This is a genomic window from Bradyrhizobium sp. WSM1253 (assembly GCF_000244935.1).
GTDB lineage: Bacteria > Pseudomonadota > Alphaproteobacteria > Rhizobiales > Xanthobacteraceae > Bradyrhizobium > Bradyrhizobium canariense.
This window is the reverse complement of the sequence record NZ_JH600073.1, coordinates 6,774,513-6,788,119: the sequence shown is the minus strand read 5'-3', so window position 1 is coordinate 6,788,119 and position 13,607 is coordinate 6,774,513. Positions and strand designations below refer to the sequence as shown.

14 protein-coding genes are annotated in these 13,607 nt (G+C 63.2%); 10 read left to right on the top strand and 4 right to left on the bottom strand.

Annotated features, from left to right (window positions below):
* The first annotated feature begins 105 nt into the window (after positions 1-105).
* Together BRA1253DRAFT_RS32935 and BRA1253DRAFT_RS32930 are read left to right on the top strand one after the other, a co-directional pair.
* On the top strand, positions 106-714 hold the full coding sequence (locus tag BRA1253DRAFT_RS32935) for a S24 family peptidase (protein WP_007601486.1): 609 nt from the start codon (positions 106-108) through the stop codon (positions 712-714).
* Positions 715-810: 96 nt separating this feature from the next.
* Positions 811-1,086, top strand: a complete 276-nt coding sequence (locus BRA1253DRAFT_RS32930; RefSeq protein WP_007601485.1) for a hypothetical protein — start codon at positions 811-813, stop codon at positions 1,084-1,086.
* A gap of 39 nt (positions 1,087-1,125) precedes the next feature.
* Here BRA1253DRAFT_RS32930 and BRA1253DRAFT_RS32925 read toward each other — a convergent pair whose 3' ends face one another.
* On the bottom strand, positions 1,126-2,100 hold the full coding sequence (locus tag BRA1253DRAFT_RS32925; RefSeq protein ID WP_007601484.1) for a quinone oxidoreductase: 975 nt from the start codon (positions 2,098-2,100) through the stop codon (positions 1,126-1,128).
* Between the two features lie 224 nt (positions 2,101-2,324).
* Here BRA1253DRAFT_RS32925 and BRA1253DRAFT_RS32920 point away from each other — a divergent pair, with 224 nt between their 5' ends.
* The 3 genes from BRA1253DRAFT_RS32920 to BRA1253DRAFT_RS32910 all read left to right on the top strand — a co-directional run bounded on the left by BRA1253DRAFT_RS32920 (position 2,325) and on the right by BRA1253DRAFT_RS32910 (position 5,002).
* Positions 2,325-2,525, top strand: coding sequence for a hypothetical protein (locus BRA1253DRAFT_RS32920; protein WP_007601483.1), 201 nt, complete (start codon positions 2,325-2,327; stop codon positions 2,523-2,525).
* Between the two features lie 147 nt (positions 2,526-2,672).
* Positions 2,673-3,620 (top strand): MoxR family ATPase, encoded by a 948-nt coding sequence (locus tag BRA1253DRAFT_RS32915; protein WP_007601482.1) that lies wholly within the window; start codon positions 2,673-2,675, stop codon positions 3,618-3,620.
* Positions 3,621-3,625: 5 nt separating this feature from the next.
* Positions 3,626-5,002: a VWA domain-containing protein gene (locus BRA1253DRAFT_RS32910; RefSeq protein WP_007601481.1), complete on the top strand. Its 1,377-nt coding sequence runs from the start codon at positions 3,626-3,628 to the stop codon at positions 5,000-5,002.
* A gap of 19 nt (positions 5,003-5,021) precedes the next feature.
* On the opposite strand, the gene BRA1253DRAFT_RS32905 is transcribed toward BRA1253DRAFT_RS32910, so the two are convergent.
* Positions 5,022-5,204: a hypothetical protein gene (locus BRA1253DRAFT_RS32905; RefSeq protein WP_007601478.1), complete on the bottom strand. Its 183-nt coding sequence runs from the start codon at positions 5,202-5,204 to the stop codon at positions 5,022-5,024.
* Positions 5,205-5,555: 351 nt separating this feature from the next.
* Here BRA1253DRAFT_RS32905 and BRA1253DRAFT_RS32900 point away from each other — a divergent pair, with 351 nt between their 5' ends.
* Positions 5,556-5,777, top strand: coding sequence for a hypothetical protein (locus tag BRA1253DRAFT_RS32900; protein WP_007601477.1), 222 nt, complete (start codon positions 5,556-5,558; stop codon positions 5,775-5,777).
* Between the two features lie 268 nt (positions 5,778-6,045).
* Entirely contained in the window at positions 6,046-7,311 is a 1,266-nt protein-coding gene (locus BRA1253DRAFT_RS32895; protein WP_051058549.1) for a dicarboxylate/amino acid:cation symporter, read from the top strand.
* A gap of 10 nt (positions 7,312-7,321) precedes the next feature.
* On the opposite strand, the gene BRA1253DRAFT_RS32890 is transcribed toward BRA1253DRAFT_RS32895, so the two are convergent.
* Complete coding sequence (locus BRA1253DRAFT_RS32890) at positions 7,322-8,695, bottom strand: hypothetical protein (protein WP_007601475.1); 1,374 nt, start codon at positions 8,693-8,695, stop codon at positions 7,322-7,324.
* 96 nt (positions 8,696-8,791) lie between these two features.
* Positions 8,792-10,051, bottom strand: coding sequence for an allantoate amidohydrolase (locus BRA1253DRAFT_RS32885; RefSeq protein ID WP_035995577.1), 1,260 nt, complete (start codon positions 10,049-10,051; stop codon positions 8,792-8,794).
* 404 nt (positions 10,052-10,455) lie between these two features.
* Between BRA1253DRAFT_RS32885 and BRA1253DRAFT_RS32880 the strand changes: the two genes are divergently transcribed.
* From BRA1253DRAFT_RS32880 to BRA1253DRAFT_RS32870, 3 genes are read left to right on the top strand one after another with little or no spacing between them, the layout of a single operon-like run.
* The gene (locus tag BRA1253DRAFT_RS32880; RefSeq protein ID WP_007601471.1) at positions 10,456-11,568 is read left to right on the top strand and encodes a BMP family ABC transporter substrate-binding protein; all 1,113 of its coding nucleotides are present in this window, start codon (positions 10,456-10,458) and stop codon (positions 11,566-11,568) included.
* Entirely contained in the window at positions 11,565-12,677 is a 1,113-nt protein-coding gene (locus tag BRA1253DRAFT_RS32875) for an ABC transporter permease (RefSeq protein ID WP_007601470.1), read from the top strand. The genes BRA1253DRAFT_RS32880 and BRA1253DRAFT_RS32875 overlap by 4 nt, the downstream gene beginning before the upstream one ends.
* Position 12,678: 1 nt before the next feature.
* Complete coding sequence (locus BRA1253DRAFT_RS32870; RefSeq protein WP_007601468.1) at positions 12,679-13,605, top strand: ABC transporter permease; 927 nt, start codon at positions 12,679-12,681, stop codon at positions 13,603-13,605.
* The last annotated feature ends 2 nt before the right edge of the window (positions 13,606-13,607 follow it).

The window sequence follows — 13,607 nt, the reverse complement described above, 5'->3', positions numbered from 1 at the left end:
GTATTCCGAAGTCGAAGTCAAGCGACAATTCTGATATTCATAATTGCATCAATTCCGAATTTCGGATTACAAGAGGCGGGACGATGGACAATCGAGGGAATCACCATGTTGGACGCTGCAATGATCGAACGGGGCCTGGAAAAGACGGGCAAGAGCAAGGGCGGCCTGGCGGCGGCCATGGGCGTTCGCCCCGGCGCTGTCTCGGAGATCCTCGGCGGCGAGCGCCTTGTGAAGGCTTCGGAAATCATCCCGATCATGGAATATCTCGAGCTCAATCTCGCGCCGATCATGGGTCGCGTCGGGGCCGGTGCCGTGATCGAGCCGGATTATGAGCAGGTTCCCCCGGAAGGCCTTGGCGACATCGCGCTGCCCTTTCCGATCATGGAGGAGACCATCGCATTCGAGATCGTGGGCGATTCGATGCTGCCCAAATACGAGAGCGGCGACGTCATCGTGGTCTACAAGGACCAGCGCCATCCGCTGTCGAGCTTCTACGGCGAGGAGGCCGTGGTCCGGCTCAAGACCGGCGAGCGCTATCTGAAGACTATCGAGCGGGGTAAATCCCCCTCCGTCGTCAATCTCACCAGCTTCAATGCCAAGCAGATCGTCGGCGTGAAACTGGAGTGGGTCGGCGAGATCTGCCTGTCCATGCCCAAGGGGCAGCTGGAGCGGTTGCGCGCCAAGTCGGCGCGCCCTCGCAAGCGGAGCAAGTAGGCTCTAATTCCGTTTTTTCGAAATGCACCTTGACTTGATTCCGTTTTTCGGAAATACTCTGCCGTGCCCGACCATGGGGCACGGCAGGATCGTTTCATGCAGTATTTCGTCGTGATGATCGACTATGGGCGCCGCGGCCGGGAAGCGGTCGTCGACCCTGAAATCACCAGGCGCGAGGTCATTTCCCGCGTCGCCTCAGGTGAGTATCGGAATATCTCGTTCATCCAGGAGATCGTGGAGAACTCGGTCGAAGACGTGACCGAGGCGATCCTCGCCGAGGCTGTCCTGCCCCGGATCCCGCCCGAAGAAGTCGACCTCCAGGCCCTGCGCCTCGATCACGCCCGCGATCTGCGCAAGCATGAGCGGACGTGACGCAGGCCCAAGCGGCTTGCGCCACAGCCCGTTCGGAGATCACACCGTGAGAACGGTTGATCCCGTGGTCTTGCGCGCGGCGAGATCGGCATGGGCTTTGGCGGCGTCCTTCAGTGGATAGGTCTGGTGCACCTCGATCTTGACCGCGCCGGACTTGACGACGTCGAACAGCTCGCCTGCCATCGCGACCAGGCTTTCACGCTTGGCGGCGTAGGTGAACAGCGTCGGTCGGGTGACGTAGAGCGAGCCCTTCTGCGCGAGCAAACCGAGATTGAGCGGCTCGACAGCGCCGGAGGACGCACCGAACAGCGCGGCGACTCCGAGCGGCGCGAGGCAGTCGAGCGACTTCAAGAACGTATCCTTGCCGACGGAGTCATAGACCACCGGCACCTTTTTGCCGCCAGTGATTTCGTCCACGCGCTTCACGAAATCCTCGTGGCTATAGATGATGACATGGTCGCAGCCATGCGCCTTGGCGAGCTTGGCCTTCTCGTCGTTGCTGACGGTGCCGATCACGGTCGCGCCGAGATGCTTGGCCCACTGGCAGAGAATCAGGCCGACGCCACCGGCGGCCGCATGGAGCAGGATGGTGTCGCCGGCCTTCACGCGATAGGTCTGCCGGATCAGATATTGCGTGGTGAGCCCCTTCAGCATCATCGCCGCCGCGGTCTTGTCGTCGATACTGTCCGGCAGCTTCAGCAGTCGGTCGGCCGGGATCAGCCGCGCCTCGGAATAGGCGCCGAGCGGCGAGGCGCCGTAGGCGACGCGATCGCCCGGCTTCACATCGGTGACACCGGGCCCGACCTCCTCGACGACGCCAGCAGCCTCGCTACCAAGCCCGCTCGGCAGTTGCGCCGGGTAAAGGCCCGAACGGTTGTAGATATCGACGAAGTTGAGACCGACGGCGGTATGGCGGATTCGCGCCTCGCCCGGTCCGGGCTTGCCGACACTGACCTCCTCCCAGACCAGCACTTCCGGACCACCGGTCTTGTGAAAGCGAATGGCATGCGTCATGGGCGTTGCTCCCTTATCGTTGAGGTCAGAGTCCGAATACCGGATCGGGCTTTTGAAATAGGTATTTGGTCCGCCCGTCACAGTACAGAGACGTAACAAGAATGTCACAGCGAACGACAAACCTCCGCTGTTCCGCCTCTGTTCGAAAGAGTTGATGTCGGCCTTGCGCCGGCCGGCAGTAGCCTTCGCGCGGGTTTGGAGGTCGTCTGCGAAGGAGAGCCGAGATGCCAGCTTATGTAAAGCATCATCAGGATATCGAGATCGCGCCTGTGATTTGCCCCGCTTGCATGGGGTTCCTTCCGATGTATGTGCGCGAGGTCGAACCGCATTGGAGTCTTGCCAAGATCGACTTCGTCTATGAATGCGCAGATTGCGGCGCCGAGGTCAGACAGACGATCCGCAAGCCGGAGTTGCTGCGGCACTGATCGCGCGGCCGGTAGCCGCCCAACTATTTGCGTTGAGCGGAAAAAACGCCCATTGGCGCGGGTCTGGCCTCTCCCAAACGAGGCTTGTTCTTTGCCGTGAACGCAGGCAGAACAAGCCTCAATCAAGACCTTTGGGAGCGCCTTCTCGTGGCTGAACAGAAGCCCTCGACAGCGATCGAGGCAGTGGAGAGCGGCCTCGCCGCGCAAGGCTACATCGCGAGCCGGCAGATCGCGACCGCCGTGTATTTGTCGCAACAGATCGAGAAGCCGATCCTGGTCGAAGGGCCCGCGGGCGTCGGCAAGACCGAGCTTGCCAAGGCGATCGCGGCCTGGCGCGGCCTGAAGATGATCCGCCTGCAATGCTACGAAGGCCTCGACGAGGCCAAGGCGCTCTATGAATGGAAATACGCCAAGCAGCTTCTCTACACGCAGATCCTCAAGGACAAGCTCGGCGAAGTCCTGGGCGGCGCGCAGACTCTGCACGCTGCACTTAATCAGCTCCACGATTTCGGCGACGTGTTCTTCTCAAAGGAGTTTGTCGAGCCGCGGCCGCTGCTGCAAGCGCTGGAGCAGCCGGGCGGCTGCGTGCTCCTGATCGACGAGATCGACAAGTCGGATGCGGAGTTCGAATCGTTGCTGCTGGAAATTCTCTCCGATTTCCAGGTCACGATCCCCGAACTCGGCACCGTCTCCGCAATCACGCCGCCAACGGTGATCCTCACCTCCAACAGCGAGCGCGATCTCGGCGATGCCCTGAAGCGGCGCTGCCTGCATCTGCACATCGGCTTCCCCGAGCAGCGGCTCGAGGAGCGCATCGTCGAGAGCCGCGTCCCCAACATCTCGCAGACGCTGCGGCGGCAGATGGTCGGCTTCATCCACGAAATCCGCTCGCTCGACCTGAAGAAGCTGCCTTCAGTCAGCGAGACCATCGACTGGGCGCGCGTGCTGGTGCTCTTGCAGGCCTCGGAGCTCGACACCGAGATCGTCAAGGACACGCTCAACGTGCTCCTGAAATACGAGGCCGACATCGAGGCGGCTCAGCCTCAGATTACGACCTTCATTGCCAAGGCAGCACGATCCAACGTCTTCGGTTGACGCAGATGCGCGAGAATATTCATCGTTTTTTCCGTGCGGCACGGGGCGCCGGCGTCCATGTCTCGCCTGCCGAAAGCATCGATGCGATGCGCGCGGTCGCGCAGGTCGGCGTTTCCGACCGGACCATCCTGCGCGATGCGCTCCTTCTGACGCTCGCCAAGTCGCAGGACGAAAAGCTCGCGCTCGGTGACTGCTTCGACCTGTTCTTCAGCCAGCCGGAGCCGCGGCAGGAACAATCTGAAGCCGACAGCAACGATGTTTCGGAGGACGCGGATCAATCTCCATCATCTGGTGAGGCCAGCGATGCAAGCGGCGGTTCGCCTCCCGCAGAATTGGGCCCCCTCGCGCAGATGCTGCTGTCGCAGGATCGCAACGCGATCACCGCCGCGATCGCCAGCGCCTCAGGTGCGGCCTCCCTGTCCGACATCCGCTACTCCACCCAGCGCGGCATCTTCTCCAGCCGCATCCTCGACGCCATGGGGCTCCAGCGGCTACGCGACGATCTCGACGAGCTGACCCCGACCAATCCCGCACTGGCCGAGCGGCTTCGCGCCGCGCTCGATGCCTTGCGCGAAGCCGTTCGCGACACCGTCGCGCAGGGGCTTGCGCTCTATGCCCGCGAGGAGGCTGAAAACCTCCGCAACGAGATTCTGCGCAACGCGCCGCTTGCCCGCATCGAGCGGCGCCATGTCGCGGAGATGCGCGCTCTCATCCGCCAGATCGCACGGCGCCTGCGCGAGCGCTATTCGAAACCACGCAAGCGCCAACGGCGCGGTCATCTCGACGTCCGCCGCACGCTGCGCCGGAACGCCGCCTGGGGCGGCATCCCCTTTCTCACAGCCTGGAAGCGCAAGCATCGCGACCGGCCGAAGATCGTGGCGCTCTGCGATGTCTCGGGCTCAGTCGCGCAGGTCTCGGATTTCTTCCTGCTCCTGATCCATTCGCTGCACGAGGTCGTCGACGACGTCCATTCCTTCGCCTTCTCCTCACATCTGATCGAAGTCAGCGACATCCTTGAATCGAAACCGCCGGAAGAGGCGATGGCCGAGATCATGTCCAAGGTCGGCTTCGGCTCCTCCGACTACGGCTCTTCGCTGGTCGATTTCGAGAAGGAGTTCATGAGCGCGCTGACGCCGCAGACCACGGTGATCGTGCTGGGCGATGCCCGCAGCAACAATCTCGATCCGCGCGCCGACATCCTGCGCCGCATCTCGGAGCGCTCGAAACGGCTGGTGTGGCTCAATCCCGAAGGACGTCTCGCCTGGGGCTTTGGCGATTCCGAGATGCCGCGCTATGCGACCTTCTGCAGCGTGGTGCGCCAGTGCGCGACCGCGCAGCAGCTCGAGCGCGCGGTGTCCGATATTGTGGCGACTTATCAGTAGGCCTTACCCACAGCCGACGTCAGTTTCGCACCAGCTCCGTCTGAGCCACATTGCACTCCCGGAAATGATAGGCGATCTCGTCAAGCGCGCGCTGCTCCCATTCTTGAGCTTGCGCAAGCCAGAAAACCCGGCGCTGGAAATCAAGCGCGGCGCGCTCCCGGCACAGGGATTCCTGACTGCGAATTTCGACCAGTCTGTTCATGCACTCCACTCCTGCCGTGTGAAGCTATTCCCCGCGAATCAGCGTAACAAAATCTCCAACCCTTCGTCTCATGATTTCTGTGCATATTGCGACGCAGAATGGGACAGCAGCGCTTCCCGTGCAGCGCGGTTGTTCGCGGACCAACATCAAGCCCACATCATCAATATGTGATCGAGGCTCCGGACGATCCTAGTGATCGAGCGGTCTTAACTCTTGTGGCGCAATGGCGTGCAGCAATTTGTGAAGAGAAGTTCTAAACACCTCACCGAATTCCCGACTCATTGTCGTCGCACGGTCTTCATGCAGCGCCACTAACAGAGGCGCACGAACGGCACTATGGCTTGAGGCAGCATGAGCAGCGACATCGACTTCGATCTTTCGCCAGACCAATGGGAGGTCCTGAAGGCGCTTCGCAACCCGGTGTCGAACGGTCGCCTTTCCAAGGCCTATCTCATCGAGAGCCTCGTCAAGCTCGGTCTTGTCGTCGTCTGCGACGGCGTCCCGGTCATGACCCCGAATGGACGCAAGGTGCTGGTACGCGGATCGTGTCGGCTGCTAGATCTCGCGGCGTGACGCGGCCACCCGCGTGCGGAACGTGACCGTAGGACCGCAAAATCGCCTGTCCAGTGACCGACGGCACCTCGAACGGTTTCCCGGTGCCGATGCGGATGCCCGGTCGCACCGCAAAAGCGACCAAATAGACCTCCTCCTCAGCGAAAACCGCGACAATCTGGCACGCTAGTTGCTCCTTTCGACGATCGAGACGTCGTCAAAACGGGGGAGTCACCATGTCGACCATTGCCGCGGCCCCGGCCGCCGAGCCAAGCCGCTCTACACATCGCTGTTCGTCCAGGTCCTGGCCGCGCTGATCCTCGGCATCATCCTGGGTGTGGCCGCGCCGGATTTTGCCATCTCCCTCAAGATCCTTAGCGACGCCTTCCTGAAGCTGATTTCGATGATCGTGGCGCCGATCGTGTTCTGCGTCGTCGTGCACGGCATTGCCGGCGCGGGCGACCTCAAGAAGGTCGGACGGGTCGGCGTCAAGGCGCTGGTCTATTTCGAGGTGATGACCACAGTCGCGCTCGTGGTAGGTCTCATCCTGGCCTACACTTTCGGCCCCGGCCACGGCATGAACATCGATCCCTCGACGCTGGACGCCAAGGCCCTCAATACCTATGCCGATAACGCCCACAAGCTTCAGGGCGGCGGCATCGGCTCCTTCCTCCTCAACGTAATCCCGAGCACCTCGTTCGACGCGTTGTCGCGCAACGACGTGCTCCAGGTGCTGTTCTTCGCCGTGCTGTTCGGCGTAGGCCTCGCACTGGTCGGCGGCGAGAAAGGCAAGCTCGTCACGTCGATGATCGATGCCGCCTCGACCGTGCTGTTCCGCGTCATGGGGCTTATCGTCCGCGTTGCTCCACTCGGCGTGCTCGGCGCAGTCGCCTACACCGTCGGCAAATACGGCGTCGGCTCGCTCAAGCAGCTCGTCTCACTGGTGGCGCTGTTCTACGTCTCGGTCGGCATCTTCGTGCTGGGCGTGCTCGGCGGCGTCATGGCGCTCGCCGGCATCAACATCCTCAAATTCCTCGCCTACCTGCGCGAGGAGTTGACCATCGTGCTCGCGACCGCCTCGTCCGACGCCGTGCTGCCGCAGATCATGAAGAAGCTGGAGCGGATGGGCGTGAAGGATTCCGTCGTCGGCCTCGTCATCCCGACCGGATATTCCTTCAACCTCGACGCCTTCTCGATCTACCTCACGCTCGCAGTCGTTTTCATCGCGCAGGCGACCAACACGCCGCTGTCCTTCGGCGATCTCCTGCTGGTGCTCGGCGTCTCCCTGATCACCTCGAAGGGCGCGCATGGCGTGCCGGGCTCCGCGATCGTGATTCTGGCGGCGACGCTGAACGCGGTGCCGAGCATCCCTGCGATCGGCCTCGTGCTGGTTTTGTCGGTCGACTGGTTCATCGGCATGGCTCGCGCGGTCGGCAACCTCACCGGCAATTGCGTTGCGACCGTGGTTGTGGCCGCCTGGGAAGGCGACCTTGACCGCGCCAAGGCGGCCAAGGTGCTCGACGGTGGCGAGCTTGTGGACGTGACGGCGGGGTAATGACCGCCGTTCAGTCATTCCACTGGAGGAGCGGCGTTCCATGCGCCCTCCTCCAGACGGAGAGGAAACGCGGAAACCAGGAGTGGGCCACGGCCCCCTTGTAAGCCCAGGTGCGATATTTCAGGCCCTGTTCCGAGATCAGTTCCTGATAGCCGCCGTGGACCTCGGTCGCGGTGCGAATGTCCTTCAGAATTCCCTGGGCGCAGGATCGGTAGGTATCGCTCCCCGAGAATTCGTCATAATCCAGCATGCGATCCGCGAACTCGACATTGAACGTCGGCCAGGAGGAACGTCCCTGGTAGGCGGGAGCCGCGATCTTGTGGATCATCTTGTTCCGCGGATTATCCGCGGACACCAGGAAGTGGAATGTGCTGGGGATGCGAAAGCGCGGCTCCGCAATGATCAGATCCGCCGTGGCCGCGAACAGCGCGCGCTCGGCCGGCTCGCTCATATCCCAGAAGCCGCGATGCACACTGGCGAAATCCAGCGCGACCGAGGACGCCGGCGAGCCCGTGGGGCCGTCCAGGGAATGCCTGATATAGCCGTCCTTGCCGAACAGGCGGAGGAGGTCCCTCTTGTACTGCGCCAGGTCGCGTCCGAGCCGCCGCTTCAGCTCGTTCTCGTCGACGATTCCGAGCTGCACGCCCCACACGAACGTCGTGTAGACGCAGGCATTGGTGACGAAACGCCTGCGCTCGGCGCGCGTGTCGGTTGCCGCGGAGCGCGGAGCACTGGCGTCGCACAGCAAATAGGTGGAGCCATCATCATTGAACGGTTCGAGCTCGCTTGCGAGCTGGAGGATCGCACGCTTCAGATCGCCGCAATATTCGGCCAGCAGCAGGCGGCCGGCATGCGCGCATTGCGACATCGCCAGATAGGATGACGCTCTCTCCTCGGCCGAGATCATCTGCCGCAGGCCGGCCAGAATGCCGAGCAGCGTATCCGAAGGGCGCGAGAAATAGTTCACGCCGAGATACCGGGCGCGCCCGGCCGGGACGATGGTCGTCGTGACGACGTTGGCGCGAACCGCTTCCAGCAGCAGCCGGACGCTCTTGTCGAGCAGACGAGCCCGGCGCACCGCATCCTGCGAATCCATGATGGTGTCGGGGTCGAGGACGTCGGGATAGAACCAGGCGAAGTCGCGCGGATAGTACGCAGAGGCGTGCGGCGCGCCGGTGACGAGAAAGGACTCAGATACCGCAAAGGCACTGTCCATCGAGTGCCGGTAAAGGTCCTCGATGGACGTGAACGGATGATGCGACTTCCTCAGGAATCGATCACCGAGAAAGTTCACCGCCTGAAGCGCGTTGGCAACGAAGGTCGCCGTCAGGCCTTGGTAAAACCGGTTTCCGCGATGGGATGGAGAAGAGATGCCGCTGTTCATAGGCGCCGTCGAATGGGTCTCGTGGTCCGGCGGGAGGCCGTCGCGGCTCCAGACCTGTCTGATTCGTGTCTCTATCCCGTGACTTGCGGGCTCAGTTTAGCCTTCCCGCGGCCGAAAGTTCTCGATCACGCGCAGCAACACCCGCGCGCCGGCGTCGGCATCGGCGAGCTCGACATGCTCGTCCGGGTGATGGCTGATGCCGCCGCGGCAGCGGACGAAGATCATGGCGACATCGGCAATATCGATCATGGCCATGCCGTCATGCCCGGCCCCGCTCGGCAGCTCGAAGACGGAAAAACCTTCCGCTTTGATCGCCTGCGCGATCTGCTCCTTGAGCCAGGGCGCACAAGGCGCGGTGCGGTTCTCGTGGGTGACGTCGAGCTGAAGCGTCAATTGACGCCGCTTTGCGATGGCTTCGATTTGCCTGACGGCATCGGCGACCGCGCGCTTGCGGTGCATGTCGGTCGGCGCCCGCATGTCGATGGTGAACGACACCTCGCCCGGAATGACGTTGGTCGCGCCGGGCCTCGCCTGGATGTAGCCGACGGTGCCGACCAGCCCGCCTTCGTCGGTGCGGCAAAACTGCTCGATCGCGCCGATGCATTCGGCCGCGCCCGCCAACGCATCGCGCCGGAGCGCCATCGGCACCGTGCCCGCGTGCCCCGCCATGCCGGTCAGCCGCGCGGCAAGCCGTGTCGCGCCCGCGATCGCGGTGACCACCCCGACGGGCAGGTTTTGTGCTTCCAGCACCGGCCCTTGCTCGATGTGCAGCTCGAGATAGGCAAGCAGCTCGCGCCGGGCCCGAGCGGCCGCGCCGATATGATCGGGATCGAGCCCGAACTGCACCAGCGCATCGCGCATGGCGACGCCATCGCTGTCGCGTGTGTTGAGGACGCTTTCGTCAAAAGTGCCGGCTACCGCGCGGCTGCCGAGCAGGGTCGAGGCAAAGCGCACCCCTTCCTCATCCGCAAAACCGACGATTTCGATCGCGAACGGCAGGCGCTTGCCGCGGCGGTTGAGATCGGCGACGCAGGCGATCGCCGTGATCACGCCCAGTGGCCCGTCCCATTTGCCGGCATCGCGGACGGTGTCGTAGTGCGAGCCGAGCATCAGGCAAGGCGCGCCCGGCCGCTCACCTTCGTAGCGCCCACAGACATTGCCGATCGCGTCGAGACGCGCACTCATGCCGGCGTCGCGCATCCAGCTCAGGATGAGGTCCGCCGCCTTGCGCAGCTCGCTGGTCAGATAGACGCGGGTGAGCTTGTCGCCTTCTTCCGAGATCGCCGCGAGCTCGTTGATCCCTCGCACGATCTCTTCGCCGAGCGAACCATTCTGAACGGCGTTACCAGCAGCCATCTCGGCGAGCTTTCCATCTCTTGGGACCGCGGCGACGGCGGTCCTGGCGGCAATCGATTCAAGTTCGGTGCCAGCGAAATCACGCTGCCGACGCCGGTCCAAGCAGCGCGTGGTTAGCATGGAATGCCGCCGCCGGCAGACCGCCCGGCCCTCGTCATGCACATGTTCAAGCCGGGTAAGACCTGCTTAACTCCATTGCATACAACTATAAAATAATGCCTATAATTTCATCTGATGCTTTCATGCTCAGGTTCGGAACACATGAAATAACAATATATTTCCAACGACTTATTCGGAAATGCTCTCTCAATAGCCTCTGGCACGAAGCTTGCGACAATTGATCCCGGGCTCCGCCAGACCGGCGCAGCGAGATGAGGCGGTGCATCCGCCAAGGGGAGCAAGCAATGGAATTTGGCAGGATCTCACGACGTCATTTGTTGCAGGGCGGTGCGGCCGTCACCCTCGGTGCGGCGACGGGCATTCGTCCCGTCTTCGCGGCCGAGACCACCATGGGATTCATCTACGTCGGCTCGCGCGACGACTATGGCTACAACCAGGCGCATGCGCAGGGCGCGGCGGCGCTGAAGAAGATTCCCGGCCTCAAAGTCGTGGAAGAAGAGAAGGTGCCCGAGACCGACGCGGTCGAGAAGACGATCGAGTCCATGATCAATCTCGACGGCGCCACCCTGCTCTTCCCGACCTCGTTCGGTTACTACAATCCGCACATGGTCAAGATGGCCAACAAATTCCCGAAGCTGCACTTCGAGCATTGTGGCGGCCTGTGGAGCGACAAGGACCCGAAGAACGCCGGCAGCTATTTCGGCTATATCGATGAAGCCCAGTACATCTCGGGCATCGTCGCCGGCTATAGCTCCAAGAGCGGCAAGCTCGGCTTCGTCGCCGCCAAGCCGATCCCGCAAGTGCTGCGCAACATCAACGCATTCGCGCTCGGCGCGAGGCTTGCCAATCCCAAGGCCACCACGCAGGTCATCTTCACCGGTGACTGGTCGATGCCGGTCAAGGAAGCCGAGGCCACCAACAGCCTGATCGATCAGGGCGTCGACGTCCTCACTTGCCATGTCGACGGTCCGAAGACCATGGTCGAGAACGCCGCGCGTCGGGGCGCCATGGTGTGCGGCTATCACGTCAACCAGTCGCCGCTCGCGCCGAAGGCGTATCTCACGGGCGCCGAGTGGAACTGGGAAGCGCTGTACCCCAAATTCGTCAAGATGATCGCCGCCGGCGAGAGCATCCCGAACTTCTATCGCGGCGGCCTCAAGGAAGAGATCGTCAAGACCTCGCCCTATGGCGAAGCGGTCTCCGCCGAGGCGCGCAAGCACGCCGACGACGTCAAGGCCAAGTTCTTGTCCGGTGACGGCTACGCCATCTTCAAGGGAGGGCTGGTCGACAACAAGGGCAAGACGGTGATCGCGGCCGGCACCGATCGCGGCCAGAAGGACCCTGAACTCGAGAAGATGGACTATCTCGTGGAGGGCGTGGTCGGGGCGACTTCGTGACGGCGGAAGCTGCGGATCCCGTTGAAGCGGTCGGGACAGTTGCCCCGGCCGCCGATCCGGGATTCCTCCAGCGTCACGGCGGAGCGATCGAATATATCCTGATCCCGGGCGCGGCGCTGGCCGGCGCGCTCGTGGTCTTCGGCATCTTCGTCGCGATGTTCGGCAAGAACCCGCTCGACCTCTATTTCTACATGTACTACGGCGCGTTCGGCACCTGGTTCTCATGGCAGAACACGCTGACGCGCGCGGCGCCGCTGATCCTCACCGCGCTCTGCACGGCGCTGCCTGCGCAGCTCGGCATGGTCATCATCGGCGGCGAAGGCGCACTCCTGATCGGCGCGCTGTCGGCAACCAGCGCAGCACTGGTGCTTCAGGGCATGCCGCCGCTGATCGTTCAGATCGCCATGGTCGTCGGCGGCGTGATCGGCGGTGGCCTGTGGGTCATGCTTTCGGGCGCGCTGCGGCAATATCGCGGCGTCAACGAGACGATCTCGAGCCTGCTGCTGGTCTACATCGCGCTCGCGGTCCTCAACCATCTCGTCGAAGGCGCAATGCGCGACCCCGCCAGCCTCAACAAGCCGTCGACCCGCGAGATCGGCTCGGCCAACATGATCGGATCGATTCCCGGCACCGACGTGCATTGGGGTCTGGTGTTCGGCCTGATCGCCGCGATTGCCGCCTATATCCTGATCTATCACACCGTGTTCGGCTTCGCCGCGCGCGTTGCCGGCGGCAACATCCGCGCTGCGAAGATTGTCGGCCTCAATGTCAGCAAGTTGATCCTGACCATCTGCTTCCTTGCCGGCGGCGCCGCGGGCCTTGCCGGCATGGTCGAGGTCGCCGCCGTGCAGGGGCGCACCAACGCCAACCTCGCCGCGGGCTACGGCTTCACAGGGATTCTCGTCGCCTTCCTGGCGCGGCAAAATCCGCTCGCCATTATCCCCGTCGCGATCCTGCTCGGGGGTATCAGCGCCAGCGGCGGGCTGTTGCAGCGCCGCCTCGGATTGCCGGATGCATCCGTGCTGGTGCTGCAAGGCATCATCTTCGTCTTCGTGCTGGCCAGCGATGCGCTCTATGGCCGCATCGGGTTTCTGAAGGGAAAGTCCTGAGATGGCAGACGGCTCGATCGGACTCTGGACCGTCCCACTCGCCGTGCTCGGCGGCGCCATTCGCGTCTCGACGCCGTTCCTGTTCGTGAGCCTGGGCGAATGCATCACCGAGCGCTCCGGCCGCATCAATCTCGGCCTCGAGGGCACGCTGGTGATGGGCGCGATGAGCGCCTACGGCATTTCCTACCTCACGGGATCACCGTGGCTGGGCGTGCTCGCCGCTGGCATTACCGGCGCGCTTCTGGGCGCCCTGCATGCCGGCATCTGCTCACTGCCGCGCGTCAACGACATTGCGGTCGGCATCGCGCTGATGCTGTTCGGCACCGGCCTAGCTTTCTATCTCGGCAAACCGTTGATCGAGCCGACAGCGCCTCGACTGCCCGCAATCGATTTCGGCTGGTGGAGCGACATTCCGCAGGTACGGGCGGCCCTACGGGTCAACGTGCTGTTCCTGATCGGCGTCGCGCTCGCGCCAATTCTCTACTGGGCCTTCCGGACCACGCGCTGGGGCCTCCTGATCCGCACCGCCGGCGAGAGTTCGGACGCTGCGCGTGCGATGGGCCACTCCGTGCTGCTGATCCGCCTGCGCGCGACCATGGTTGGCGGCTTCCTCGCCGGCATCGGCGGTTCGTTCCTGTCGCTGTTCTATCCCGGAAGCTGGAACGAGGGCCTGTCCTCGGGCCAAGGCATCACGGCCGTGGCGCTCGTGATCTTCGCACGCTGGGACCCCTTGCTGTGTCTGTGGGCCTCGCTCGCCTTCGGCGGCGCCGCGGCGCTGGGCCCGGCGCTGCAATCGGTCGGCGTCACCTCCGGCTACCACCTCTTCAACGCAGCACCCTACATCCTGACGCTGGCGATCATGATCATCACCTGCTCGCCGAAACGCACGCTGACCGGAGCCCCGGCCGAATTGTCGATCACCCGCTAGGA